The sequence below is a fragment of the Acidovorax sp. NO-1 genome (assembly GCF_000238595.1).
Taxonomy (GTDB): Bacteria; Pseudomonadota; Gammaproteobacteria; order Burkholderiales; family Burkholderiaceae_C; genus Acidovorax.
On sequence record NZ_AGTS01000049.1, the window covers coordinates 62,742 to 86,431 of the forward strand.

Genomic DNA, 23,690 nt, shown 5'->3' on the forward strand with positions numbered 1-23,690 from the left:
GCCGGTTTCATCGGCACCAGGGCGTCGAAAAACAGGGATAACTGAGCTGAACTATGGAGCCCATCACCAACGCCACCGTGTACATCGTCGACGACGACGCCAGCGTGCGCGAAGCCCTGGCCTGGCTGTTGCGCTCGCGCAGGCTCCTGAGCGAATCGTTTGAAAGCGCGGAAGCCTTCGAAGCCGCGCTCACCAGCCGCACGTCCCAGCGCCAGCCCAGCTGCCTGCTGCTGGACGTGCGCATGCCCGGCATGAGCGGGCTGGCGTTGTTCGACCGGCTGGCCGTGCGTGGCGACCTGGCTGCCATGCCGGTCATCTTTCTGACCGGGCACGCCGATGTGCCGACTGCGGTGGACACAGTCAAGCGCGGCGCATTCGATTTTTGCGAAAAGCCATTTTCCGACAACGCGCTGGTCGACCGCGTGGAGCAGGCGCTGACGCAATCGGCCCAGCACCTTGCGCAACTGCGCGAGCGCAGTGATCTGGAGGTGCGGCTGGCAGAGCTCACCGACCGCGAGCGTGACGTGATGGATCTGGTGGTGGCCGGCCTGCCCAACAAGCTCATTGCCGACCAGCTGGTCATCAGTGTGCGCACGGTGGAGGTTCACCGATCACGGGTGTTTGACAAGATGCAGGTCAAATCGGCCGTGGAACTTGCGAACCTGTTGCGCGCCGGCCCGTAGGGGCGCCCACCGTGCGGGGCTCCTTCGGATAGCGCCGGTCAGCGTGGACGCTCGCCCACAAAAATCTCTACCCGGCGGTTGCGCGAGCGACCATCGTTGGTGTCGTTGCTGGCGATGGGGTAACGCTCACCCATGCCGTCGATGGCAATGCGTCGGCCATCCACGCCCCGGGCCACCAGGTAGCTGCGCGTGCTGGCAGCACGGTCCACCGAGAGCGGGTTGTTGATGGCGTCACTGCCGGTGTTGTCGGTGTGCCCCACGATGCGCACGTCGGTGTTGGGGTTGTTGCGCAACCCCATGGCGAACTGGTCGAGCACGGGGGCGAAGTTGGGCTGGATGTCCGAACGGCCCACGGCAAACGAGATGTCGCTCGGGATGTTGAGCATGAGCTGGTTGTCGGCCGTCTGCGTCACGCCGACACCGGTGCCGCGCGTGGCCTGCTCCATTTCGCGCTTCTGGCGTTCCATGTTCTGCGACCAGATGTAGGTGCCCAGGGCGCCCACACCCGCACCCACCACCGCGCCCGTGCCGGCACTCCCGCCGGTGGCTGAGCCGATGACGGCACCCGCCAGGGCGCCCACGCCGGCGCCTGTGGCAGTGCGGCGCTGGGTGTCGTCCATGCTGGCGCAGCCGGTAACAAGAAGAAGGGCGGCAGTGCTGCCGAGAAGAATGGTTTTGCGCATGTTGTGCTCCTTGGAGAGATTCAGGTCAGCCGGGCACTGCGGGCCTTGCCCGAGCCCCGGCTCACCGCCATCATGTTGCCGGGCGGAGCATGCCGCCATCGGTCCATCTGCACACCGGGTGTAGGACGGGGCGCTGTTTAATCGTTGATCGGGGCCGGTGGGGGGGCTTTTGTCACTGGCACCGGGGGTGCCGAAGGAGGGGGCGCCGGCGCCTGCGGCGGCGGCAGTTCACCCCCCTTGCGGCCCGAAAACATGGTCCACCACACGATGGCCACCAGCAGCACCAGCGCAAGCAGCGCTTCAAGCAAAATCAGACCCATGAAATTGACACTCCTGCGCGCTGTGGGAACGGCGCTGATTGTAGGAACGCTGGCTGCCTGCTCCACGCCCCCGGCCCCAATTCCCTCCCGCCCCGGGGCCATCCCCGCGCCGCCACCCCCCGCCTCGGTGGTGCTGCCCGGCGACACCGGCCCGCTGCCCCCCCCGATGTCGCAGCCCAAGAGCCGCTGGATGCCCGTGCGCTGGGCCGAGCTGCCGGGCTTTGCCGACGATGCGCTGCACGAGGCGTGGAACGCCTGGATCAAGAGTTGCGAGCGCCCCCAGCCGCCCTTCACTGCGCTGTGCAGCGAGGTGCGCCAGCTCAGCATTGCCACCACCGACGAACAGCGCGCCTGGCTCATTGCGCGGCTGCAGCCGTACCGGGTGGAGGCGGCCGATGGCAACGCCGAAGGGCTGCTCACGGCGTACTACGAGCCGATGATGGAAGCCAGCCGCCTGCCCGGCAACGGCTTCACGGTGCCCATCTACCGCGTGCCGGCCAGCCTGGGCGCGCGCAAGCCCTGGTATACCCGCCAGCAGATCGAGACCCTGCCAGAGGCGCAGGCCGCGATGGCTGGCCGCGCCATTGCGTGGCTGCGCGACCCGGTGGAATCGATGGTGCTGCACATCCAGGGCTCGGGCCGCCTGCGTGTTACCGAGGCCGATGGTTCGGTGTCGGTGGTGCGCGTGGCTTATGCCGCCACCAACGACCAGCCCTACGGCAGCATCGGCCGGTGGCTGCTGGACCAGGGCTACACCCGCGACGCCACCTGGCCCGGCATCCGCGCCTGGCTGGCGGCCAACCCCCAGCGCACCAACGAACTGATGTGGACCAACCCGCGCTACGTGTTCTTCAAGGAGGAACCCCTGGTGGGCATGGACGCCGGCTTTGGCCCCCGAGGGGCGCAGGGCGTGCCGCTCACCCCCGGGCGCTCGATCGCGGTGGACCGGCAGAGCATTCCTTACGGCACGCCCGTGTGGCTGGCCTCCAGCGGGCCGCAGGTGCAGCTCAACCGCCTGGTGCTGGCGCAGGACACGGGCAGTGCCATCGTGGGTGCGGTGCGGGCGGACTTCTTCACCGGCTGGGGCCCCGAGGCGGGCGACATTGCCGGGCGGCTCAAGCAGAACCTGCGGCTGTGGGCACTGTGGCCAAAATAATGGTCAAAACAGCCTCTGGCGCTTATCCAATAAGCGCCAATAGCTATTAAAAAAGGAGCGTTGATGCGCGTGACCGAGCCCCAGCTGCGCACCGTGCTGCTCGCGCAGGCCGTCGAGCACGCAGACGCGGGGCACACGCTGGTCAGCGCGGTGGAGCTGCAGGAGGCCACGCGCCATGCCGTGGCCGCCGCCCGGGCGCGCAGTGTGCCGCGCGTGGGGGTGGCCGAGGTGATGCTCGATCGCGCCACCACCATCGCCCAGCACGCCAGCGGCCGCGACAGCACCGTAGCCGCACTGAACCCACAGCCCGGCCATGGCGAACGTGGCGGGCTCGCCCCCTGGGTGGTGCGCGGCCTGCCGCTGGCGGCGCTGCTGCTGGGCCTGGCGATAGACCGCATCAGCAACGCGCACCGGGTGGACCTGCTCTCGCCGCCGCTGCTCGCCGTGCTGGCCTGGAACCTGGCCGCGTACCTGCTGATCGCCTGGCGTGCCTGGCGCGTATGGCGCACACCGGGTTCGTCGCAGCCCGGTGCGTGGCTGCAGCAGGCGCTGCGTCCCCTTGGCCATCCCTTCGGCCGCGCCGGCAGGGGGCTCTCGGCGCGCATCGCGGCCGACTTCCACCGGCGCTGGTGGGCTCATGCGGGCGACCTGCTGCAGCAGCGCACAGCGCGCGTGCTGCACCTGTGCGCCGCCGCCTGGGGCGCAGGCATTGCGCTGTCGCTGCTGCTGCGCGGGCTGGTGGTGCGCTACCAGTTCGGCTGGGAGAGCACCTTTCTCGACGCAGCCCAGGTGCACGCCATTGTCTCGGTGCTGTTTGCACCGCTGACCCTGCTGACGGGCCTGACGCCCTTCACGCTGCAGGAGATCGCCGCCACGCAAAACTTTGCGGGGGAAAGCGGCATGGGTGGCAGCCGCTGGGTGGGAATGTACGTGGGCCTGCTGCTGCTGGCCGTGGTGCTGCCGCGCCTGGCGCTGGCGGCCTGGGCGCGCTGGCGTGAACACCGGTGGCAGGGCCACATCGACCCGCAGGGCCCCGCCTTCGATGCGCTGCGCGCCAGCCTGCCGGGCGACCTGGTGATCGGCCTGCACGGCCCGCAGGGCGAAGTGCAGGTGCTGCTGGGCGCTGGCCTGCAAACCCCGCAGGGCGACCGGCTGGGGTTTGCCGAAGACCCGGCGCAGCCGGTGGATGCCGTGCTGGCCTGGGCCGCCAGCACGCCACCCCCCGCCTGGCAGGCTGCCCCCCGCCTGGCACTGCGGTGGGACGACTTTGGCGCCAGCTGGGTGCTGGAGCCCGCCCTGTTCGACCGGCTGGACGCGGCCCTGCCCGCCCACCACCACGCCCTGGCCCGCCTGCGGGCTGCCTGGGTCGAGCGCAACGAGCAGCGCTTTGGCCAGGCCCTGCAGGCACTGGCGCAGCACCTGCACGCTTGTGCCGCCCTGCACAGCCTGGCGCCGGAGGCTGCCGCCGCGCAGTACGCACAGCGCGTGCAAACGCTGGAAGCCACGCTGCGCACCCTGCATGGCGCGCCTGCAGCACCCCTGCAGCGCCTGGCGCCCCCGGCCGACCCGGCACAGCGCCTGCCGCTGGTGCGCCGCGCGGACAGCACGGCCCTGGCCGTGGGCACATCCGCCGGGGCCGCCGCAGGGGCTGCGGCCGGCGCCAAGGCCGGTGCCCTGATCGACGTGGGCACGGGCGGCCTCACCCTGGGCGCAGGGACCGCCCTGGGCGCGCTGCTGGGCGGCACCACGGCGTGGGTGGTGCGCGCGCTGCAAAAGAAAGACGAAGGGCGGCAGGACCTGCTGCACCATGCCACCGAGGTGGCGTGTACGCACTACCTCGTCATTGCCCACCAGCAGCGCGTGCCGCCCGATGAAGCCATGCAGCTTGCATCGCGCTGGGCCGCCGAGGTGACGGGCACCGTGGCTGCACACGGGGCTGCCCTGGCCAGCGCGCTGAAAAACGGCGCGCCGGGCGATGAGGCCGTGCAGACGCTGCTGCGCACCATGCTGATGGGCATCCTGCAGCGCAGCTTTGCGGACCGGGCCGCAGCGCACCGCCCGACGTCGGCGTAAAAATAAGATGAAACAGGCCGCCAGCGCCTGATGGTATTGCGCTGACAGCTATTGAATCAATAGCAAATACTGCCCTCAGGGGCACGGCGCCCTGACCGCTTCGGTCTCTACCCGTTGCGCCGACGCCGCGGCAGCGAAGGCCATGGACGGGGGCACCGTCACGGTGCGCAGCTGGTCGCCGTCGATGCGGTATTCGTATTCACGCGTCGAGCCCACCATCTCCGTTTTGAACGTGCTGGCCGCCATGGTTGCCGCGTACACCTGGGGGCGCGCAATGCGGTAGCGGTAGGTGGTGGTTGCCGTGCCACTGGTGGTCTTGCAGATCGATTCGAACTGGTCTTCCTGAAACCGCAGCGTGCAGCGGCCCGAGGTGTCCTCGGCTTTTTCGCCCTCCGGCGTGGTCAACACAATTTTGGCGGCGCGCCAGCAGCCGAGCAGGGCGGGGTCGGCGGTTGCAGCGTGGATGGCAGGGGCCCCAAGGGCCAGTGTCCAGAGGACAGAACGCAAATAGCTCGGCATGCGAAAGAAGCGGCCCCGCCAGGGGCGCGCGGTCAGGCTGGGAAGGCCGCCATGGTAGGCGAAGCCGGGGAAGGCCCCGCGCACGCAGGCGCCTACTCCACCGCCCACCGCGTCACCCGCGGCGGCGCATCGCCTACGTGGAAGGCCAGCTTGCGGTCGCGCAGCGCGACGTCGGAGGCGGTCACGCGGTCAAAGCGGCGCAGGTGTTCGGTCCACGACTCGTCCTCGATGCGCTCCACATAGCGCGCGGGCTGGCTGATGTCGTGCAGCAGCTGCCAGCCCAGGGCGCCCTGGCGCAGGCGGCTGCGGCGGCTTTCCTGCATCACGGCGCGAAATTCGTCGGCGCGGGCGGGGTCGATGAAGTACTCGATGGTGACCACCAGGTGGCCCGCGCCCGGTGGCACCTCGGCCACGGGCGCCTTGAAGGCGCGCGAAGGGCTCAGGTCTTCTTCCATGCTGCGGTCGGCCACCAGGCGCTGCACCAGCGCCATCGCCACCACGCCCGTGGCGGCAGCGATGCCCACGCTCAGGTGCACATCGCTGACCGTGGCCACCTGGCCCCACACGGCGGCGCCCAGGGCGGTGGAGCCCATGATGGCCATCTGGTAGATCGACATGCCGCGCGCCCGCACCCAGTTGGGCAGCGCGAGCTGGGCCGACACCGAGAGCGAGTTGGCGGTGGTGATCCACGCCATACCCGCCACGAACATCGCGGGCACCGCCACGACCACGTTGGGCGCCACGGCCATCGCCGCGGTGGCCAGTGCCTGCAGCATGGTGCCGCGCATCACCAGCGCATCGCGCGCCATGGCCTGGCGCAGGCGCGGCAGGAACATGGCGGCCGTGATGGCGCCCGCCCCCATGCTGGCCAGCAGCAGCGTGAAGGTGCCGGCATCGCCGCCGTCCAGGCCCTTGGCCAGCAGCGGCAGCAGCGCCAGCAGCGCGGTGGCATGCAGAAAGAAGATGGAGATGCGCCACAGCACCGCCCGCATGGGCGGCGACTGGCGCACAAACTGCAGGCCCACGCGCATGGCACTGGTCAGGCGCTCGCGGCCCAGCGGGCTGGGCGTGTGCACGCGCTTCCAGCGCATGATGGTGAAGGCGGAAATGACGGACAGCACCGCGTTGAGCACAAACACCCAGGCACTGCCCGCGCTGGCGATGATGGCGCCCGCCAGCAAGGGGCCGATGATGCGCGAGGCGTTCATGGCAACGCCGTTGAGCGCCAGCGCGGCGGGCAGCTGCGGGCGGCTCACCAGCTCCGGGACGATGGCCGCAAACACCGGCCAGCGCATGGCCAGGCCAATGCCGTTGGCAAAGGTGAGCGCCAGCAGCAGCGGGGCCGTCATGCCGCCCGACACGATGGCAATCGACAGCACCACCGCCACGGCCGCCACCCAGAACTGCGTGGCGATGAAGTAGCGCCGCCGGTCCAGGATGTCGGCCAGCGCCCCGCTGGGCAGGCCGAGCAGGAACACCGGCAGCGTGGACGCCGACTGCACCAGCGCCACCAGGATGGGCGAGGTGGTCAGCGTGGTCATGAGCCAGGCGGCCGCCACGTCGTTCATCCACATGCAGGTGTTGGCCGCCACCCAGGTGAGCCAGAGCATGCGGAACACGGGGACGGACAGGGGGGCCAGGGGTGAGAGCGAGGCGGAAGCGGGGGCGGTGGCGATGGCTGCGGGCGCGCCTTCTTCCAGCTGTGCGGTCACCGTGGCGTCGTTGCCCTGGGAGGGTGCGGCGCGGTCTGCGGCCGGGTCCTGCGCCGGGTGGTCAGGCGAAGGCGGGGGTGCAACGCTGCGCGTGCTTTCGTGGGACGGCAATGGGGGCATGTCCGCCGATTGTGCGACGGCTTGCCGTGCAGCGCAGCCGCGCCGGGGGCGACCCGGACCGGGTCATGGGCATGGTTTGCCCATCGAGAAACATGGTCAAAACAGGTTTTTGCGCTTATTCAGAAAGCGCCAACAGCTATCAAATAAATAGCAATCAGGATCGTGGTCTGGCCAGGTGCGTGAGGGGCAAGGCGCTGCTGGCCTTGACCTCGCCCAGCGAGAAACTGGTGTGCATGTCTTTCACGTTCGGCAGGTTCAGCAGCACATCGCGTGCGAACTGGGAGAAGCTGTCCAGATCGCGCGCCACCACCTGCAGCTCGAAGGTACCGGTGCCGCTGATGTAGTGGCACGACACCACCTCCGGGATCTGGCGGATGGCCTCTTCCATCTTGCGCGTGAGGTTGCCGGTGCTGCGGTCGGCATCCAGCCGCACAAAGGCCAGCACCCCCAGGCCAATCTTGTGCCGGTCGATCTCGGCGCGGTAGCCCTTGATGAAGCCTTGCTCTTCCAGCGCCCGCACGCGGCGCCAGCAGGGCGCGGCCGAGAGGCCCACACGCTGGGCCAACTCGGCATTCGTCAGACGCGCGTCAGCCTGCAGCTCGTTGAGGATGGCGATGTCGAATTTGTCGAGAGTGTTCACAAAAGGGCTGCCAGAAGAAAGATCCTTTCTCAGAATAGCCTAAACACGGCACAGAACGCAAAGACATATCAGCGACGCAGACATACACTTCTCTGCACACTAGTGCGGCAGCCCTAAACGGGCCGCGTTGCGCTGCCCAGGTGCGCCCACAAGGCGCACATCCCCCAAAAAAAGCCATTGGAGACATAGCCATGAACGCCCCATTGCCGGAACACATTCGCAAGGCCCTCGAGACCGTCACGCTCGACGACAAATACGCGCTGGACCACGGCCGGGCGTTCATGAGCGGGGTGCAGGCCCTGGTCCGCCTGCCCATGCTGCAGCGCCAGCGCGATGCCATGGTGGGCCTGAACACCGCCGGTTTCATCAGCGGCTACCGGGGCTCTCCGCTGGGCACGTATGACCAGGCGCTGTGGGCCGCCAAGAAGCACCTGGCCGCCAACAACGTCGTCTTCCAGCCCGGTGTGAACGAAGAGCTGGGTGCCACGGCCGTGTGGGGCACGCAGCAGCTGGACCTGTACCCGCAAAGCAAGAAGTTCGACGGCGTCTTCGGCATCTGGTATGGCAAGGGCCCGGGCGTTGACCGCTGCTCGGACGTTTTCAAGCACGCCAACATGGCGGGCACGGCCCAGCACGGCGGCGTGATTGCCATTGCGGGTGACGACCACATCAGCAAATCGTCCACCGCCGCGCACCAGAGCGATCACATCTTCAAGGCCTGCGGGCTGCCGGTGTTCTTCCCGAGCAGCGTGCAGGAGATTCTGGACATGGGCCTGCACGCGTTTGCCATGAGCCGCTTCTCGGGCGTGTGGTCGGGCATGAAGACCATCCAGGAGGTGGTGGAGTCCTCCAGCAGCATCAACATCGACCCCGACCGCGTGAAGATTGTGATGCCCGAAGACTTCGCGATGCCGCCGGGCGGCCTGCACATCCGCTGGCCCGATGCGCCGCTGGAGCAGGAAGCGCGCCTCATGGACTACAAGTGGTACGCGGCCCTGGCGTACATCCGCGCCAACAAGCTCAACTACAACGTCATCGAAGGCCAAAACGACCGCTTCGGCATCATTGCCAGCGGCAAGGCCTACAACGACACACGCCAGGCGCTGGTGGACCTGGGCCTGGACGACGACACCTGCCGCCAGCTGGGCATCCGCGTGCACAAGGTCAACGTGGTGTGGCCGCTCGAAGCCACCATCACGCGCGACTTTGCACAAGGCCTGCAAGAGATCCTGGTGGTGGAGGAAAAGCGTCAGGTCATCGAATACCAGCTGAAAGAAGAGCTGTACAACTGGCGCGCCGACGTGCGCCCCAATGTGCTGGGCAAGTTCGACGAGCCCGAAGGCGATGCCACCGGCGGCGAATGGTCGATGCCCAACCCCAGTCAGAACTGGCTGCTGCGTGCCAAGGCCGACCTGACGCCCGCCATCATCGCCAAGGCGATTGCCAAGCGCCTGAAGAAGCTGGGCGTATCGAGCGACATCATCGCGCGCATGGATTCGCGCATTGCCGTCATCGAAGCCAGCGAACGCGCCATGACGGAGCTGAAGGTGGACACCGGCGAGCGTGCCCCGTGGTTCTGCAGCGGCTGCCCGCACAACACCAGCACCCGCGTGCCCGAGGGCTCGCGCGCCGTGGCCGGCATCGGCTGCCACTACATGGCCAACTGGATGCCCGACCGCAACACGTCCACCTTCACGCAGATGGGCGGCGAAGGCGTGACCTGGGTGGGCCAGGCGCCGTTCACCACCGACCAGCACGTGTTTGCCAACCTGGGCGACGGTACCTACTTCCACAGCGGGCTGCTGGCCATCCGCCAGAGCATCGCGGCGGGCACCAACATCACCTACAAGGTGCTCTACAACGATGCCGTGGCCATGACCGGTGGCCAGCAGGTGGGCGAGCGGCCCGAGGGCCACTCGGTGCTGCAGATCATGAACAGCCTCAAGGCCGAGGGCGTGGTCAAGCTGATCATCGTGACCGACGAGCCGCACAAGTACGACGGCGTGGCGCTGGCCGAGGGCGTGACGGTGCACCACCGCGACGAGCTCGACACGCTGCAGCGCCAGTTCCGCGAGATCAGGGGCTGCACGGTCATCATTTACGACCAGACCTGCGCCACCGAAAAGCGCCGCCGCCGCAAGCGTGGCACGCTGGCCACGCCCGACAAGACCGTGGTCATCAACGAGCTGGTGTGCGAGGGCTGTGGCGACTGCTCGACCAAGTCCAACTGCCTCTCCGTCGAGCCCGTGGAGACCGAATTCGGCCGCAAGCGCCGCATCAACCAGAGCACCTGCAACAAGGACTACTCGTGCGTGAACGGCTTCTGCCCGAGCTTCGTGACGGTGGAGGGCGGCAAGCTCAAGAAGCCCAAAAAGGAAAAGAAGGGCGACCTGTCGGCGCTGCCCTCCATTCCTGAACCCGTGCTGCCCGTGGCCGAAAGCGCCTGGGGCATCGTGGTGGGTGGCGTGGGCGGCACGGGCGTGATCACCATCGGCTCGCTGCTGGGCATGGCGGCGCACCTGGATGGCAAGGGCGTCATCACGCAGGACGCCGGTGGCCTGGCGCAAAAGGGCGGCGCCACCTGGAGCCACATCCAGATCGCCAACCGCCCCGAAGCCATCTACACCACCAAGGTCGATACCGCCAAGGCGGACCTGGTGATCGGGTGTGATTCCATCGTGGCGGCGCACAAGTACACGCTGGCTGTGATGCAGCCGGGCCGCACCTTTGTGGCGCTGAACACCCACAGCACGCCCACCGCGGCGTTCGTGACCAACCCGGACTGGCAGTTCCCCGGCGCCAATTGCGACACCGCCATTGCCGCTGCCGTGGGTGCGGGTGGGGTGGGCAGCTTTGACGCCGAGCAGGTGGCCACGCAGCTGCTGGGCGACAGCATCTACACCAACCCGCTGATGCTGGGCTACGCCTGGCAAAAGGGCCGCGTGCCGCTCACGCTCCCATCGCTGATGCGCGCCATGGAATTGAACGGCGTGCAGGTGGACAACAACAAGGCCGCCTTCGAATGGGGCCGCCGCTGCGCGCATGATCTGGCGTCGGTGCAGGCGCTGTTTGCTGCGGCGCAGGTGATCCAGTTCGTCAAGAAGCCGTCGCTGTCGGAGATGGTCGCCAAGCGCGTGGAGTTTTTGACCGGCTACCAGAACGCCGCCTACGCCGCCGACTACCAGGCCTTTGTCGAGAAGGTGAAGGCGGCAGAAGCCAAGTTGGGCACCAGCACAAAGTTGTCCGAGGCCGTGGCCCGCTACCTGTTCAAGCTCATGGCCTACAAGGACGAGTACGAAGTGGCGCGACTGCACATCGACCAGGCCTTCACGGACAAGATCGCGAACATGTTCGAAGGCGACTACAAGCTGGTGCACCACCTGGCGCCGCCCCTGACGGCCAGGAAGAACGACAAGGGCGAGCTGGTCAAGCAGCCGTTTGGCCCGTGGATGCGCAGCGCCTTCGGCCTGCTGGCGAAGATGAAAGGCCTGCGCGGCACGGCGCTCGATGTGTTCGGCAAGACCGAGGAGCGCCGCATGGAGCGCGCGCTGATCGTGGAATACCGCGCCTGCATCGACGAGCTGCTGGCCCGCCTGAATGCCGACAACCTGGCGCTTGCGGCAGAGATTGCCCGCATCCCCGAAGAAATCCGGGGCTATGGCCACGTGAAGGAGCGCCACCTGAAAGCGGCACGCCCCAAGTGGGACGGCCTGATGGCCCAGTGGCGCAGCGGCGCCACCGCAACGCGCAAGGTGGCCTGAGACACGGCGGGCGCTTGCCCGCTGTTTCAGCGTCATTCGCTATCAAAAATGTAGCTATTGGCGCTTGATGGATAAGCGCCAGAGCCGTTTTTGATGCATATTTTTGAAGGTTCGGTTGCTGCAGGGCGCCTGGCGCGTGAGGGCCTGGTTCAGCGTTGCGCTAACACCCGGCGCGTGCTTGGGTCTTCCCTTGGAGGCAAAGGGCGGGGGGCCGCATACAATGCCCTGTTCCGCCCCGCACACGGCGCCCGTGCGCGCCCGGGGTGGGTGCCGTGAATTTTGAACATCCGTTTGTGGAGTCCCGTCCGTGTTTATTTCTTCCGCTTTTGCCCAAACCGCACCCGCTGCCGCCGCCGAAGGCGGCAACATGATGTCCACACTCACGGGCATGCTGCCCCTGGTGTTGATGTTTGTGGTGCTGTACTTCGTCATGATCCGCCCCCAGATGAAGCGCCAGAAGGAACACCGCGCCATGATCGAAGCCATCGCCAAGGGCGATGAAGTGGCCACTGCAGGCGGCATCGTTGGCAAGGTCACGCGCCTGTCCGAAGGTTTCCTGCACATCGAGATCGCCAGCGGCGTGGAAGTGCAGCTGCAGCGCAGCGCCGTGGTGCAGGTGCTGCCCAAGGGCTCGGTCAAATAAGCAAGAGTCAGCCCCTGGGGCTAGTTGAGTGAACCCAATGGGGCGGCCGGCTTGCGAGCACGCCGCCCTTTGAAGCTTTCCGAGAGGTAAGAGCGCGATCATGAACCGATATCCGGTCTGGAAATACGCGATCCTGGTGATCGTGCTGCTGGTGGGGATCCTGTACACCTTGCCCAACTTCTTTGGCGAGGCGCCTGCGGTGCAGGTTTCGTCTGCCAAGGCCACCGTCAAGGTGGATGCCGCAGTGCAGCAGCGGGTGGAGGATGCGCTCAAGGCCGCGGGCGTCAACGCCGACTTTGTCGCGCTGGAAGGCGGCTCGGTGCGTGCGCGTTTTGATACGCCCGACACCCAGCTCAAGGCCAAGGACGCCATCCAGAAGGCCCTGGTGCCGGATGAGAGCGATCCCTCGTACGTGGTGGCGCTGAACCTGATCTCGCGCTCGCCCCTGTGGCTCAAAGCCCTGCACGCCAACCCGATGTACCTGGGGCTGGACCTGCGCGGCGGCGTGCACTTCATGCTGCAGGTGGACATGCAGGCCGCCCTGACCAAAAAGGCGGAGTCTTATGCCGGCGACCTGCGCACGGCGCTGCGCGACAAGAACATCCGCCATGGCGGCATCAGCCGTGACGGCCAGGCGGTGGACATCCGGGTGCGTGACGAAGCCATGCTGACGGCGGTGCGCAACCTCATCACCGACCAGTTTGCCGACCTGCAGACCACCAGCAGCCCCGAGGGCACCGAGTTCAAACTGCGCGCCACGATCAAGCCCGAGGCGACCCGCCAGGTGCAGGACCAGGCGCTCAAGCAGAACATGGTGACGCTGCACAACCGCATCAACGAACTGGGCGTGGCCGAGCCCGTGATCCAGCAGCAGGGCCTGGACCGCATCGTGGTCCAGCTGCCCGGCGTGCAGGACACCGCCCAGGCCAAGCGCATTCTGGGCCGCACCGCCACACTGGAAGTGCGCTTGGTGGACGAAGGCACCGAAGCCCGCGCCGCTGAGACGGGCCGTGGCCCGGTGCCGTTTGGCTCCGAGCGCTATCTGGAGCGTACTGGCCAGGCGGTCATCGTGAAGAAGCAGGTCATCCTGACCGGCGAGAACCTGACCGATGCGCAGCCAGGCTTTGACGGCCAGACGCAGGAACCCACCGTGAACCTCACGCTGGATGCCAAGGGCTCGCGCATCTTCCGCGACATCACGCGCGAGAACGTCGGCAAGCGCATGGCGATCATCCTGTTCGAAAAGGGCAAGGGCGAGGTGGTGACGGCGCCGGTGATCCGTACGGAAATCGCCGGAGGCCGCGTGCAGATCTCCGGCAGCATGACCACTGCAGAAGCCAACGACACTGCCTTGCTGCTGCGCGCCGGCTCGCTGGCCGCGCCGATGGAAATCATCGAGGAATTCACGATTGGCCCCAGCCTGGGTGCGGACAACATCGAGCGTGGCATCGACAGCGTTGTCTGGGGCATGGTGGCCATCGCGGCATTCATGTGCATCTACTATGCGCTTTTCGGCGTGTTCTCCACGGTGGCTTTGGCGGTCAACGTACTGTTGCTCATCTCCGTGCTGTCCATGCTTCAGGCCACGCTCACGCTGCCGGGCATTGCCGCCATGGCGCTGGCGCTGGGAGTTGCCATCGACTCCAACGTGCTGATCAACGAGCGCATTCGTGAAGAACTGCGGGCAGGCGTGTCGCCACAGGCGGCCATCCACACAGGCTATGAGCGCGCCTGGTCCACCATTCTGGACTCCAACGTCACGACGCTGATTGCCGGCCTGGCGCTGCTGGCCTTCGGCTCGGGCCCGGTGCGCGGTTTTGCCGTGGTGCACTGCATCGGCATTCTGACCAGCATGTTCTCTGCGGTGTTTTTCTCGCGCGGGCTGGTGAACCTCTGGTACGGTCGCCAGAAGAAGCTCAAGACGGTGTCCATCGGTACCGTGTGGAGGCCTGAGGCCGATGCCACGGCCTTGACCTCAAAGAACCCCTAAATAAGGAACAAGAACATGGAGTTCTTTCGCATCAAAAAAGACATCCCGTTCATGAAGTACGCGTTGGTGCTCAACGCGATCTCCTTCATCACCTTTGCGCTGGCGGTCTTTTTCCTGATCACGCGGGGTCTTCACCTTTCCGTGGAGTTCACCGGCGGTACCGTGATGGAAGTGGCATACACCCAGACGGCCGATATCGGCAAGGTGCGTGAAACGGTGTCCGGGCTGGGTTACTCGGATGTCATCGTGCAAAACTTCGGCACGTCGCGGGACGTGATGATCCGCCTGCCCGTGCAAAAGGGTGTTACGTCGGCACAGCAGAGTGAGCAGGTACTGGAAGCTCTCAAAGCCGCCAATCCGGAGGTCACGCTGCGCCGCACCGAATTCGTTGGCCCCCAGGTGGGCGAGGAACTGGTGCATGGCGGGCTGATGGCTCTGGGCATGGTGGTGCTGGGAATCGTGATCTACCTGGCCATGCGGTTTGAGTGGAAATTCGGCGTGGCGGCCGTGATTGCCAACCTGCATGACGTGGTGATCATCCTGGGGTTTTTTGCCTTCTTCCAGTGGGAATTTTCTCTGGCTGTTTTGGCGGGCGTGCTGGCCGTGCTGGGGTATTCGGTGAACGAGTCGGTTGTGATCTTCGACCGGATCCGTGAGGCATTCCGCAAGTACCGCAAGATGACCACCGCTGAGGTGATTGACCACGCCATCACCAGTACGATGAGCCGCACCATCATCACCCACGCCTCCACCGAAGCCATGGTGTTGTCGATGTTCTTCTTCGGAGGCCCCAGTCTCCATTACTTTGCGTTGGCGCTCACCATCGGTATCCTTTTCGGCATCTATTCGTCCGTGTTCGTGGCAGCCGCCATTGCGATGTGGCTGGGCGTCAAACGCGAGGATCTTGTGAAGCCTGCCCGAAAAGATGGGGATCCGAACGATCCCCATGCCGGGGCCACCGTCTGAACCGCTAATATCGGGACATGCAGCCCACGCCCCCTTCTGTACCGCAGCGCCGCCTGGCCCGCCAGGCGCGCCAGCGGTTTGTAGAGGGCATATGCGCCGGGCTGCCGGACCTTGACAAGACCGTCCAGGATTTCCTGACGACGCTCATGACCCAGACGGGCACGGCCCGTGAAATGCAGTCGCGCCGCGACGCCTGGATGCTTTACCAGCAGCACCATGCCGCCTGGACCGAGCGCACCGGCAAAGCCTGGCGCGAGGCCCTGGCACCCCACATCAGCACCACGCGCGGTGCATTGGCAACCGGCGGTGCGGGCGCCCAGTTCGAGTTGCTGAGCGACGATGTGGTGGAAAACAAGATTCTTGCCTCCCGCATGGCCCTGACGGTGAGCGAACAGGTCAGCCCACAGTTCGACACGCTGCGCCAGCGCACGCAATCGCTGGAAGGGCAGGAGCTGGACAGCACCGACATCCTGCGTCCCGAAGCGGTATGCCTGTTCCTGGTGGAGCAGTGGGTGGAGGCGGGCTTGCCGCGCACCGATCTGCAGACCGTGGTGGACCCGCTGCAGCGGGAACTGGCCAACCTCCTCCAGAAGCAGTACCAGGCCGTCAACGTGTTTTATGTGGAGCAGGGCGTGACGCCCCAGGCGGACCTGAAATCGCGCGTACGGCGCACGGCCGGAGGCGCAGTCACCGGCAGTGGTGCCGGCAGCGAATCTGGCGCGGGCGGGCTGGCTTCCCAGGCCCTCGCCCAGACCCGCGAGGCCATGGCGGCCGCACGCGGGGGTATGCCGCCGCAGGGTGGTGGACGCCCCACGTACCCGAACCCGCCGCGGGTGCCGCCACCGGGCTACCCGCAGCATGGCATGCCCACTGCATTCGCCACGGGCATGACCCCGCTGGCGCGCGCCCGCCAGCGTGCCCATGGGGTCATGGGGCAATTGCGCAGGCTGCTGACTCAGCCTGCCACCGGGTTCGACATGGTCAATGCCCCGCCGGCTTCGGCGGCGCTGGCCCATGCCCTCACCGCGCACCGTGTGCACGCGGATACCTACTACAGCGGCGTTGCCACGTTGATGGAAGACTACAGCCCTGCGGCCGTGGTGCAGTTGGCCGGCGTCGTGCGCGAACGCTCGACCGAACTCAAGAAAAAGGCCTCCACCGCCGGGGAAAAAGCCATCATCGAAGTGGTGGCGCTGATGTTCCAGAGCATCCTGGCGGAAGACCGCATCCCGCCCGCAGTGCGCGTGTGGTTTGCGCGGCTGCAGGTGCCGGTTCTGCGCGTGGCACTGGCAGAACCGGAGTTCTTCAGCAACCTCAACCACCCCGCGCGTCAGCTGATCGACCGCATGGGCGCATGTGTCATGGGTTTTGACGCCACCAGCATCAATGGCAGCGCGCTGGAAGCCGAAATCCGCCGCGTGGTGCAGGTGATCGAGCAGTATCCCGAAACCGGTCGCCGCGTGTTCCAGCTGGTGTATGACGAGTTCGAGAAATTCCTCGCCAAGTTCCTCACCGAGAAACAGGCCACGTCGCGCCTTGTCTCTGTGGCCCAGCAGGTGGAGCAGAAGGAGACACTGGCGATCCAGTACACGATCGAGCTTCGCACCATGCTGCGCGACATGCCGGTGCGGGACGAGATCCGGGAGTTTCTTTTCAAGACCTGGGCCGAGGTGCTGGCCATGTCGGCCGTGCGTGACGGCCCGCAGCATGCCGACACGATCTCGCTCAAGCGCACGGCCGCCGATCTGGTCTGGGCTGCCAGTGCCAAGCCCAACCGCAGCGATCGGGCGCAGGTCATTCAGAACCTTCCCAGCTTGTTGCAACGCCTTCGCCAGGGCCTGGTCCTGATGGGGGTCACCGGTGCGCCCCAGGATGCGCAGATCAAGGTGCTCACAGACACGTTGGCAGACGCGTTTCTCTCGAAAACGGCATCGATTCCGCAAGCCCACATTGATGCGATGGCCAAGCGGCTTGCCAATCTGGAGGACTTCATCGGCGATGCGGTCCTTGGCGACATGCCGCTCAATGCCGACAATATTGAAATGATGCTGGGCATTGATGCCTCGTCGATCCATGTGATTGCCGACAACGGTGCCCCGGTGGACGAAGCCATGGTGGTGTGGGCCCAGGAACTGCAGCCTGGCACCTGGTACACCCTTGATCACAACGGTGCTTCGGCCCAGGTGCAGTATGCGTGGCAGAGCCAGCGCAAACAGCTGCACCTGTTTGCTGCGGTCGATGGCAGCAGCTACCTGATCCAGTTGCGCAGGCTGGCGGCCTACCTGCAAGCCGGCTTGCTTGTGGCACAGGATGAGGAAGGGCTGACCCTGCGCGCCACGCGCGATGCCCTGGCCAAGCTGGATGCGAATCCCGAGCGCCTGCTCGACTAGGGAGCCGCCCGGGTCTGGCCGCCGAACGACCGGTTTTCTGTGGCAGCGTCTCTGCCTGGCTGCAGGGAACCTTCGCCGTATCAGGCCCGCCCGAGTCGCTGGTACAGCCCTCCGGGCAAACGGGCCACGTGGCCGGCCAGTTCCAGCTCCAGCAGTTCAACCTGCAGCGACGCCGCATCGATACCCGTGCGAGCGACCAGTGCATCAACCCCCATCGGATCGAACCCGAGCGCCTGCAGCAGTGGCGTTTCCGGGGGGTGTTGTGCCGCGCTACTACTGCTGTGGTGCGGCTGCGCGCCGTCGGCCGGGGAAGGCGCCAGCGGCGCTGGCGCAGGCGGCAGGCGCAGCTCCTCCAGCACGTCCTGTGCAGACTCCACCAGTTTGGCTCCTTGCCGGATGAGTGCGTGGCAACCCCGTGATTGGGGCGCATGGATGGAGCCGGGGATGGCAAACACGTCGCGGCCTTGTTCGGCGGCCATGCGGGCGGTGATCAGGGATCCGGACGCCAACGCCGCCTCCACCACAAGGGTGCCTTGGGAAAGACCGGAGATGATGCGATTGCGTTTGGGAAAGTTGGCCGCCAGTGGCGGTGTACCCAGAGGATATTCACTGACCAGCAGGCCGTGGCTGGCGATGCGGTGTGCGAGATCGAGGTTCTTGCGGGGATAGACGCGATCCAGCCCGGTGCCCACCACGGCAATGGTGGCGGGGCTGTCCTGCGACGAAACGTCGGCACCGCCTTCCAGTGCCCCCTCGTGCGCAGCAGCGTCCACGCCCAGAGCGAGCCCCGAGACGATGGTGAGTCCTGCCGAGCGCAGCGATCTTGCGAAAAGGCGCGCGTTCTCCGCGCCCTGAGCGGTGGGGTTGCGGCTTCCGACCACGGCGAGGCACCGTTGGCCAGAAAACGGGGCCTGCGCAACAAGCCGGGCAGGGCCCATGACATACATCAGCAGCGGTGGGTCCTCGGTGTCCAGCAGCGGCTGCGGGTACCGGGTGTCGCCGAGCGTGACCACTGCCCGGGCTGGTCCGGACGGCTCAGCACCCTCCAGCCACTGCCAGGTGGTGTCCACCAGGGTCTCCCATGCGGCGGGCTGGGCGCGCAGTGCGCGGGCCTGGAGCGGCGTGACGCATTCCTGCAGGGCGTGTTCACCTTGCAGGAAGATGGTCTGTGGCATCCCGAAACGTGCCAGCAGGCGGCGAGCGGCGCCATTCCCCACCCCCTCGGTCAGGGTCAGGCGCAGCCACGCTGCCAACTCATCGCGGTCCATCGTGGATTCAGCAGGTCAAGCCACAGGTATTCGCGCCATGCACCGCACTGCGCGGTGCAAATTCAACGCTGCAGCTGGGACGACAGGTTCAATCCGGGTTCACCAGTCGGTCGCCCACGCGCACGCCGCTGCGAATCTCCAGCAGCAGGGCGTACGACACGCGGTCAAAGGTACGAAACACCATCGCAGTACCGTTGCTTTCGCTAGGAAGTTTGATCACGGCTTTTGCGCTGTCCGTCGTGTCCTTGATGCGGTCACCCTTGGTGAGCAGCGAAAGCACGTGGCCGGGCTCGATGCCGTCCTGCGCGCCCATATTGATGGCAACAACCTGATTCTGTGCGGCGTAGGCCGCAGAGAAACTGCCATAGATGGATACGACCCGCGCTTCCACGTCGATGTGGGGTGCCCGGGGTGTATAGCTGGTAAAGACGCGGGCAGGTGCAGGCAGGATACGGTCGCCGGCACGGATTTCTTCCTTGGTGGCGGAGAGATCTACCGTGGCGGGGATGTATTCGGAAACCATGCCACCCTTGCCGTTCGGAATGTCCTCAAAAGACTCCCCGCGTACCAGTTCCGCCTTGCCGAGGTATTGCGCTTCATAGCCGAGAATTTCACCCGAGACAGGATCCTTGAGCGCCACGGCGTCACGGAAAACACGGAAGTAACGGGGTTCACCGGGCTCGGCGCGGACAGGCGCAGAGGCATCCCCGCGGACGTAGGCGCGGTCGCCGCTGGCCATCAGCACGCGCTCTTCGGTGGTGGCAACGATGCGGGGCGCGCGTTGCAGCACATCCGCATCCACCACCAGGGGCTCCACCAGGAACGGTTCGATCAGATGCGGCTTGAGGGTGGGGATGGCCGTGTTCGCCAGACTGTCGCTGCGCGTGCGGGGGGAGACGCGCACGGTCTGAGGCTCGGACGACTGCATGCCCGGGGGCGTGGTGCGCAGCCTTGCGTAGCTGCCGTCCTTGTCCAGATAAAGCGTCTGCCCTGGATAGATCAGGTGCGGGTTGGAAATTGTCTGGAGGTTCATGCCCCACAGTTCTGGCCAGCGCCAAGGGCGCTTGAGATAAATGCCGGAGATGCCCCACAGCGTATCGCCGCGTTGTACCGTGTAGGTGTCCGGTGCATTGGGCGCCAGCTCAGACAGGGGAATGCCGCGTTCGGACACCTGCTGCGCTGTTGCGCGCTGCCCGCTGGAGATGGGATAGTTCTGGGAATGGGCTGGTGAGACCAGCAACGCGCCAGCGATGATGGTGAGCGCGCCCAGGGCGGTTCGCCGCACGCTGGTAAAAGCTGACATGTTGTTCCTTTTTTCGTGCATTGGAAAACGCCCCCTCGCTGGCAACTCGGCGTGCGGAGCTCACGCGAACCGAGTAAATACGTTACAAACCTTCTTAGATTCTCTGCTCAAGCCCTTGATTCGGCAACGATTATTGGCTGGCGGCACGGCGGCCGGCCCTAAAAGTGGCGAAAATAGCGACATCTATTACCTGCTTCCATGGCAATCCTTCCCATTCTCTGTTACCCGGACCCCCGGCTCCACAAGGTCGCCCGCCCCGTCGAGGCGGTGGATGACCGCATCCGGGCGCTCGTTTCTGACATGTTGGCCACGATGTACGACGCGCACGGCATTGGTCTGGCTGCAACCCAGGTCGACGTGCACGAACGGCTGGTGGTGATCGATGTGTCTGAAGAGCGCGACCAACCCCTTGTGCTGATCAATCCCGAACTCGTCTGGACCAGTGCCGAAAGGCACGTCAACGACGAGGGCTGCCTCTCCGTACCCGGCATTTACGACGGGGTGGAGCGTTTTGACGCCGTGCATGTGCGGGCGCTGGACGCCCAGGGCCAGTCCCGTGTTATCGAGGCCGACGGCCTGCTGGCGGTGTGCATCCAGCACGAGATGGACCACCTGATGGGCAAGGTGTTTGTGGAATATCTCTCCCCCCTCAAACGCAACCGCATCAAGACCAAGATGGTCAAGCAGCAGCAGCGCGAACGCGGAGCACGCGCATGACGCGCCCCGCGATGCAGCATGCAGCGGCGGTGCTGGTGGCGGGCGCCGTGCTGGCCGGCTGCGCTGGCGGCGGCAACCTCAACCTGGGCGCGGCCCGCATGCCGCAAGTAGGCGAAACCCGCGACGCTGTGCTGGCCCGCTGGGGCACGCCGCGCGGTCTGTACGACGTGCCGGACGGTGGCCGACGCCTGATCTATACCAACGAACCCGTTGCCAACCGCACCGACGTGTTTGACTTCGACGCCAATGACCGGCTGGTCCGCACCGAGCAGACACGCACGCGCGAGCGTTTCGAGGCTGCGGGCAAGGAAGGCTGGCACCGCGCCGAGGTGCAGCGTACCTTTGGGTTGCCCGCGGGCCGCGACCAGGTCGAGCGGGCCGAGCCTGCCCGCTGGGCCTATCGGTTCCTGGACAACCAATATCTGCGCGTGGCCGTCCTGCATTTTGGTACCGCTGGCGCCGTGGTGCGCACGGAAATCCTGGACGACACGGACCGCAGCGATGGCCGCTATCGCTGACGCCGAGGGCGCCGCTGCCAGCGGCGGCCGTGGCCGCTTGCGCGTCGCATTTGCCGGAACCCCCGAATTTGCCCGTGTGGCGCTGCGCGACCTGCTGGTCGCAGGCTTTGACGTACCCCTTGTACTGACGCAGCCCGACCGCCCAGCCGGCCGCGGCATGAAGTTGCAGGCGTCGCCGGTCAAGCAACTGGCCCAGGAGCATGCGATTCCCGTTGTCCAGCCACGGAGCCTGCGTCTGGATGGCAAACACCCCCAAGACGCTGCAGCGGCGCGTGAAGCGCTTGTGGCTGCGGGGGCCGATGTGATGGTCGTGGCAGCCTATGGGCTGATCTTGCCGCAGTGGGTGCTGGACCTGCCGGCCAGAGGGTGTCTGAACATCCACGCCAGCTTGCTGCCGCGCTGGCGCGGTGCGGCGCCGATCCACCGCGCCATCGAGGCCGGCGATCCGGAAACCGGCGTCACCATCATGCAGATGGACGCGGGCCTGGACACAGGCGCCATGCTCCTGATGGAGTGGCTGGTCATTTCGCCCGCAGATACCACGGCCTCATTGCACGACCGGCTGGCCGCGCTGGGGGGCGGCTGATTGTGGAAGCGCTGGAGCTGGCCGCCTGCGGCGGACTCACCCCCGTGCCGCAACCGGCCGAAGGCATCACCTATGCGCACAAGATCGAAAAAGTGGAAAGCACCATTGACTGGTCGATGCCTGCCACGGCCATCGCCCGGCGCATCCGGGCGTTCGATCCCTTCCCTGGGGCCAGCACCGACTGCGGCGGCGAAACCATCAAGGTGTGGGGGTGCGAAATTGATAGCGAACTATCCAATACAGACAAGCGCTACGGCCGTATTTTGTCTGTAAGCAGTCGGGGCGTGACCGTCGCTTGCGGCGTGGGGGCGTTGCACCTGACAACCTTGCAGCGCGCCGGTGGCAAACGGTTGGCCGCGGCGGAATTTTTGCGGGGCTTTGATCTGCAGCCTGGTATGGAGCTGGGCACTGCAGCATCCCGCGCAAAGACGTCGGCATGAGCCGCAGGGCCACTGTCAGCAGCACGCTGCGCCACCCCGATTTCCGTCTAGCCGCCACGGACATGGCCGGCACCTCGCTGGGTATTGCTGCCTGGGGTCTGGTCACCGGTGTGGCCATGGTCAAGAGCGGAATGCCGGTGGGCATGGCGCTTTTCATGTCGCTGGTGGTGTACGCGGGCAGTGCCCAGCTGGCGGTAATTCCGCTGATGGCGGTGGGGGCGCCGCTGTGGGTCATCTGGCTGACGGCCAGTTGTGTGAACCTGCGCTTTGTGATTTTCAGCAGCATGTGGCGCAGCTACTTTGCGCATTTGCCGCTGCGCCAGCGTCTGGCTGTGGGCTATTTCAGTGGCGATGTGATCTATGTCGCCTTCATGAAGCGCTTCCCTGAGCCCCGCCCCCAGCCCGAGCAGGTGCCGTACTTCTGGGGCGCTGCCAGCACCAACTGGCTGGCCTGGCAGGTGCCGTCGATTGCCGGAATCCTGCTGGCCAACGCTGTCCCCTTGTCGTGGGGCCTGGGCTTTGCGGGGGTGCTGGCGTTGCTGGGCGTGCTCCTGTCACTGCTGTTTGATCGCGCAACATGGCTGGCCACCGGGGTGGCTGCCACAGCGGCCATTGCAGCGTTTGCATTGCCGCTCAAGCTCAACATCCTGGTCGCCATTGCGGCAGCGGTGGCAGCGGGCCTGTTGATGGAGGCGGTGGACCGCCGCCGCCACAAGCCTGCGCTGGTCCTGCTGCCGGCAGACAGCGTGCTGCCGCCCGAAGAGCGCGAGCAGGTGGAGGCGGGCGATGTGGTGCCGCTGCGCGAGGAGCGCCATCCATGAACGGCGCCTGGCTCGAATCCGCCATCGCCATCCTGGGCCTTGCCGTCATCACCGTGGTTTCGCGCTCGTTCTTCATGCTCCCGGAGCGTGAATTGCCCCTGCCAGACTGGCTCAAGCGTGGGCTCAAGTACGCGCCGCTGGCCGCCCTGACGGCCGTGATCGCGCCCGAGATCCTGATGACGCAGGGCGAGCTCATCGGCACCTTCATGGACGCGCGGATCCCCGCGGTCCTGTGTGCCACTGCGTATTACTTCTGGCGGCGCGGCATCCTGGGCACAATCGTCGTCGGCATGGCGGTGTACCTGCCGCTGCACATTGGCTGGGGCTGGTAGGGCGCTTTACCGCAGCGGGGACGCCCGGGGCGCCGCCTAAAATGGCGGC

The 23,690-nt window shown here is 66.3% G+C and carries 19 protein-coding genes and 1 pseudogene; 13 read left to right on the forward strand and 7 right to left on the reverse strand.

The annotated features are described in order from the left end of the window. The first annotated feature begins 53 nt into the window (after nucleotides 1-53). Nucleotides 54-683, forward strand: coding sequence for a response regulator transcription factor (locus tag KYG_RS05500; RefSeq protein ID WP_008903854.1), 630 nt, complete (start codon nucleotides 54-56; stop codon nucleotides 681-683). Nucleotides 684-721: 38 nt separating this feature from the next. Here the strand turns inward: KYG_RS05500 and KYG_RS05505 are convergent, their stop codons facing one another. Together KYG_RS05505 and KYG_RS24825 are read right to left on the reverse strand one after the other, a co-directional pair. Then, nucleotides 722-1,366, reverse strand: coding sequence for an OmpA family protein (locus tag KYG_RS05505; RefSeq protein ID WP_008903855.1), 645 nt, complete (start codon nucleotides 1,364-1,366; stop codon nucleotides 722-724). A 137-nt stretch (nucleotides 1,367-1,503) separates the two neighbouring features. Then, on the reverse strand, nucleotides 1,504-1,686 hold the full coding sequence (locus tag KYG_RS24825; RefSeq protein ID WP_008903856.1) for a hypothetical protein: 183 nt from the start codon (nucleotides 1,684-1,686) through the stop codon (nucleotides 1,504-1,506). Between KYG_RS24825 and KYG_RS05515 the strand changes: the two genes are divergently transcribed. Both KYG_RS05515 and KYG_RS05520 read left to right on the forward strand, forming a co-directional pair. Beyond that, on the forward strand, nucleotides 1,619-2,842 hold the full coding sequence (locus tag KYG_RS05515; RefSeq protein ID WP_085942509.1) for a murein transglycosylase A: 1,224 nt from the start codon (nucleotides 1,619-1,621) through the stop codon (nucleotides 2,840-2,842). The two genes, KYG_RS24825 and KYG_RS05515, sit on opposite strands and share 68 nt — an antisense overlap. A gap of 63 nt (nucleotides 2,843-2,905) precedes the next feature. Continuing rightward, nucleotides 2,906-4,915: a DUF2868 domain-containing protein gene (locus KYG_RS05520; RefSeq protein WP_008903858.1), complete on the forward strand. Its 2,010-nt coding sequence runs from the start codon at nucleotides 2,906-2,908 to the stop codon at nucleotides 4,913-4,915. A 75-nt stretch (nucleotides 4,916-4,990) separates the two neighbouring features. Here KYG_RS05520 and KYG_RS05525 read toward each other — a convergent pair whose 3' ends face one another. From KYG_RS05525 to KYG_RS05535, 3 genes are all read right to left on the reverse strand, one after another. Further along, nucleotides 4,991-5,422, reverse strand: coding sequence for a hypothetical protein (locus tag KYG_RS05525; RefSeq protein WP_237707207.1), 432 nt, complete (start codon nucleotides 5,420-5,422; stop codon nucleotides 4,991-4,993). 104 nt (nucleotides 5,423-5,526) lie between these two features. After that, nucleotides 5,527-7,266 (reverse strand): MFS transporter, encoded by a 1,740-nt coding sequence (locus KYG_RS05530; protein WP_008903860.1) that lies wholly within the window; start codon nucleotides 7,264-7,266, stop codon nucleotides 5,527-5,529. A 154-nt stretch (nucleotides 7,267-7,420) separates the two neighbouring features. Then, nucleotides 7,421-7,906: an Lrp/AsnC family transcriptional regulator gene (locus KYG_RS05535; protein WP_008903861.1), complete on the reverse strand. Its 486-nt coding sequence runs from the start codon at nucleotides 7,904-7,906 to the stop codon at nucleotides 7,421-7,423. Nucleotides 7,907-8,097: 191 nt separating this feature from the next. Between KYG_RS05535 and KYG_RS05540 the strand changes: the two genes are divergently transcribed. The 5 genes from KYG_RS05540 to KYG_RS05560 all read left to right on the forward strand — a co-directional run bounded on the left by KYG_RS05540 (nucleotide 8,098) and on the right by KYG_RS05560 (nucleotide 17,656). After that, nucleotides 8,098-11,667, forward strand: a complete 3,570-nt coding sequence (locus KYG_RS05540; protein WP_008903862.1) for an indolepyruvate ferredoxin oxidoreductase family protein — start codon at nucleotides 8,098-8,100, stop codon at nucleotides 11,665-11,667. Nucleotides 11,668-11,974: 307 nt separating this feature from the next. Next, on the forward strand, nucleotides 11,975-12,310 hold the full coding sequence (gene yajC / locus KYG_RS05545) for a preprotein translocase subunit YajC (protein WP_008903863.1): 336 nt from the start codon (nucleotides 11,975-11,977) through the stop codon (nucleotides 12,308-12,310). A gap of 100 nt (nucleotides 12,311-12,410) precedes the next feature. Then, a complete protein-coding gene (gene secD, locus KYG_RS05550; RefSeq protein WP_008903864.1) occupies nucleotides 12,411-14,300 on the forward strand; it encodes a protein translocase subunit SecD in 1,890 nt (629 codons plus the stop codon). Nucleotides 14,301-14,315: 15 nt separating this feature from the next. Further along, the gene (gene secF / locus KYG_RS05555; protein ID WP_008903865.1) at nucleotides 14,316-15,266 is read left to right on the forward strand and encodes a protein translocase subunit SecF; all 951 of its coding nucleotides are present in this window, start codon (nucleotides 14,316-14,318) and stop codon (nucleotides 15,264-15,266) included. A gap of 17 nt (nucleotides 15,267-15,283) precedes the next feature. Continuing rightward, entirely contained in the window at nucleotides 15,284-17,656 is a 2,373-nt protein-coding gene (locus KYG_RS05560) for a DUF1631 domain-containing protein (protein WP_008903866.1), read from the forward strand. A gap of 80 nt (nucleotides 17,657-17,736) precedes the next feature. On the opposite strand, the gene dprA is transcribed toward KYG_RS05560, so the two are convergent. Beyond that, complete coding sequence (gene dprA, locus KYG_RS05565; protein ID WP_008903867.1) at nucleotides 17,737-18,924, reverse strand: DNA-processing protein DprA; 1,188 nt, start codon at nucleotides 18,922-18,924, stop codon at nucleotides 17,737-17,739. A gap of 88 nt (nucleotides 18,925-19,012) precedes the next feature. Next, entirely contained in the window at nucleotides 19,013-20,227 is a 1,215-nt protein-coding gene (locus tag KYG_RS05570; protein ID WP_008903868.1) for a LysM peptidoglycan-binding domain-containing protein, read from the reverse strand. A 198-nt stretch (nucleotides 20,228-20,425) separates the two neighbouring features. On the opposite strand from KYG_RS05570, the gene def reads away from it, so the two are divergent. The 5 genes and pseudogenes from def to KYG_RS05595 all read left to right on the forward strand — a co-directional run bounded on the left by def (nucleotide 20,426) and on the right by KYG_RS05595 (nucleotide 23,641). Next, nucleotides 20,426-20,944 carry a peptide deformylase gene (gene def, locus KYG_RS05575; RefSeq protein WP_008903869.1) on the forward strand — a complete coding sequence of 173 codons (519 nt, stop codon included), beginning with the start codon at nucleotides 20,426-20,428 and terminating at the stop codon, nucleotides 20,942-20,944. Beyond that, nucleotides 20,941-21,462: a hypothetical protein gene (locus tag KYG_RS23225; protein ID WP_008903870.1), complete on the forward strand. Its 522-nt coding sequence runs from the start codon at nucleotides 20,941-20,943 to the stop codon at nucleotides 21,460-21,462. Before def ends, KYG_RS23225 begins: the two co-directional genes overlap by 4 nt. 37 nt (nucleotides 21,463-21,499) lie before the next feature. Further along, nucleotides 21,500-22,488, forward strand: a pseudogene (fmt, locus tag KYG_RS05585) (methionyl-tRNA formyltransferase). After that, nucleotides 22,485-23,309 carry an AzlC family ABC transporter permease gene (locus tag KYG_RS05590; RefSeq protein WP_008903871.1) on the forward strand — a complete coding sequence of 275 codons (825 nt, stop codon included), beginning with the start codon at nucleotides 22,485-22,487 and terminating at the stop codon, nucleotides 23,307-23,309. Before fmt ends, KYG_RS05590 begins: the two are co-directional and overlap by 4 nt. Next, complete coding sequence (locus KYG_RS05595; protein WP_008903872.1) at nucleotides 23,306-23,641, forward strand: AzlD domain-containing protein; 336 nt, start codon at nucleotides 23,306-23,308, stop codon at nucleotides 23,639-23,641. The genes KYG_RS05590 and KYG_RS05595 overlap by 4 nt, the downstream gene beginning before the upstream one ends. Nucleotides 23,642-23,690 lie beyond the last annotated feature (49 nt).

Bases quoted from the DNA above. Each gene is read 5' to 3' on its own strand.
- KYG_RS05500 (WP_008903854.1), top strand. From the start codon at position 54: ATGGAGCCCATCACCAACGCCACCGTGTACATCGTCGACGACGACGCC.
- KYG_RS05505 (WP_008903855.1), bottom strand. From the start codon at position 1,366: ATGCGCAAAACCATTCTTCTCGGCAGCACTGCCGCCCTTCTTCTTGTT.
- KYG_RS05515 (WP_085942509.1), top strand. From the start codon at position 1,619: ATGGTCCACCACACGATGGCCACCAGCAGCACCAGCGCAAGCAGCGCT.
- KYG_RS24825 (WP_008903856.1), bottom strand. From the start codon at position 1,686: ATGGGTCTGATTTTGCTTGAAGCGCTGCTTGCGCTGGTGCTGCTGGTG.
- KYG_RS05520 (WP_008903858.1), top strand. From the start codon at position 2,906: ATGCGCGTGACCGAGCCCCAGCTGCGCACCGTGCTGCTCGCGCAGGCC.
- KYG_RS05530 (WP_008903860.1), bottom strand. From the start codon at position 7,266: ATGCCCCCATTGCCGTCCCACGAAAGCACGCGCAGCGTTGCACCCCCG.
- KYG_RS05540 (WP_008903862.1), top strand. From the start codon at position 8,098: ATGAACGCCCCATTGCCGGAACACATTCGCAAGGCCCTCGAGACCGTC.
- secD (WP_008903864.1), top strand. From the start codon at position 12,411: ATGAACCGATATCCGGTCTGGAAATACGCGATCCTGGTGATCGTGCTG.
- secF (WP_008903865.1), top strand. From the start codon at position 14,316: ATGGAGTTCTTTCGCATCAAAAAAGACATCCCGTTCATGAAGTACGCG.
- KYG_RS05560 (WP_008903866.1), top strand. From the start codon at position 15,284: ATGCAGCCCACGCCCCCTTCTGTACCGCAGCGCCGCCTGGCCCGCCAG.
- dprA (WP_008903867.1), bottom strand. From the start codon at position 18,924: ATGGACCGCGATGAGTTGGCAGCGTGGCTGCGCCTGACCCTGACCGAG.
- KYG_RS05570 (WP_008903868.1), bottom strand. From the start codon at position 20,227: ATGTCAGCTTTTACCAGCGTGCGGCGAACCGCCCTGGGCGCGCTCACC.
- def (WP_008903869.1), top strand. From the start codon at position 20,426: ATGGCAATCCTTCCCATTCTCTGTTACCCGGACCCCCGGCTCCACAAG.
- KYG_RS23225 (WP_008903870.1), top strand. From the start codon at position 20,941: ATGACGCGCCCCGCGATGCAGCATGCAGCGGCGGTGCTGGTGGCGGGC.
- KYG_RS05590 (WP_008903871.1), top strand. From the start codon at position 22,485: ATGAGCCGCAGGGCCACTGTCAGCAGCACGCTGCGCCACCCCGATTTC.
- KYG_RS05595 (WP_008903872.1), top strand. From the start codon at position 23,306: ATGAACGGCGCCTGGCTCGAATCCGCCATCGCCATCCTGGGCCTTGCC.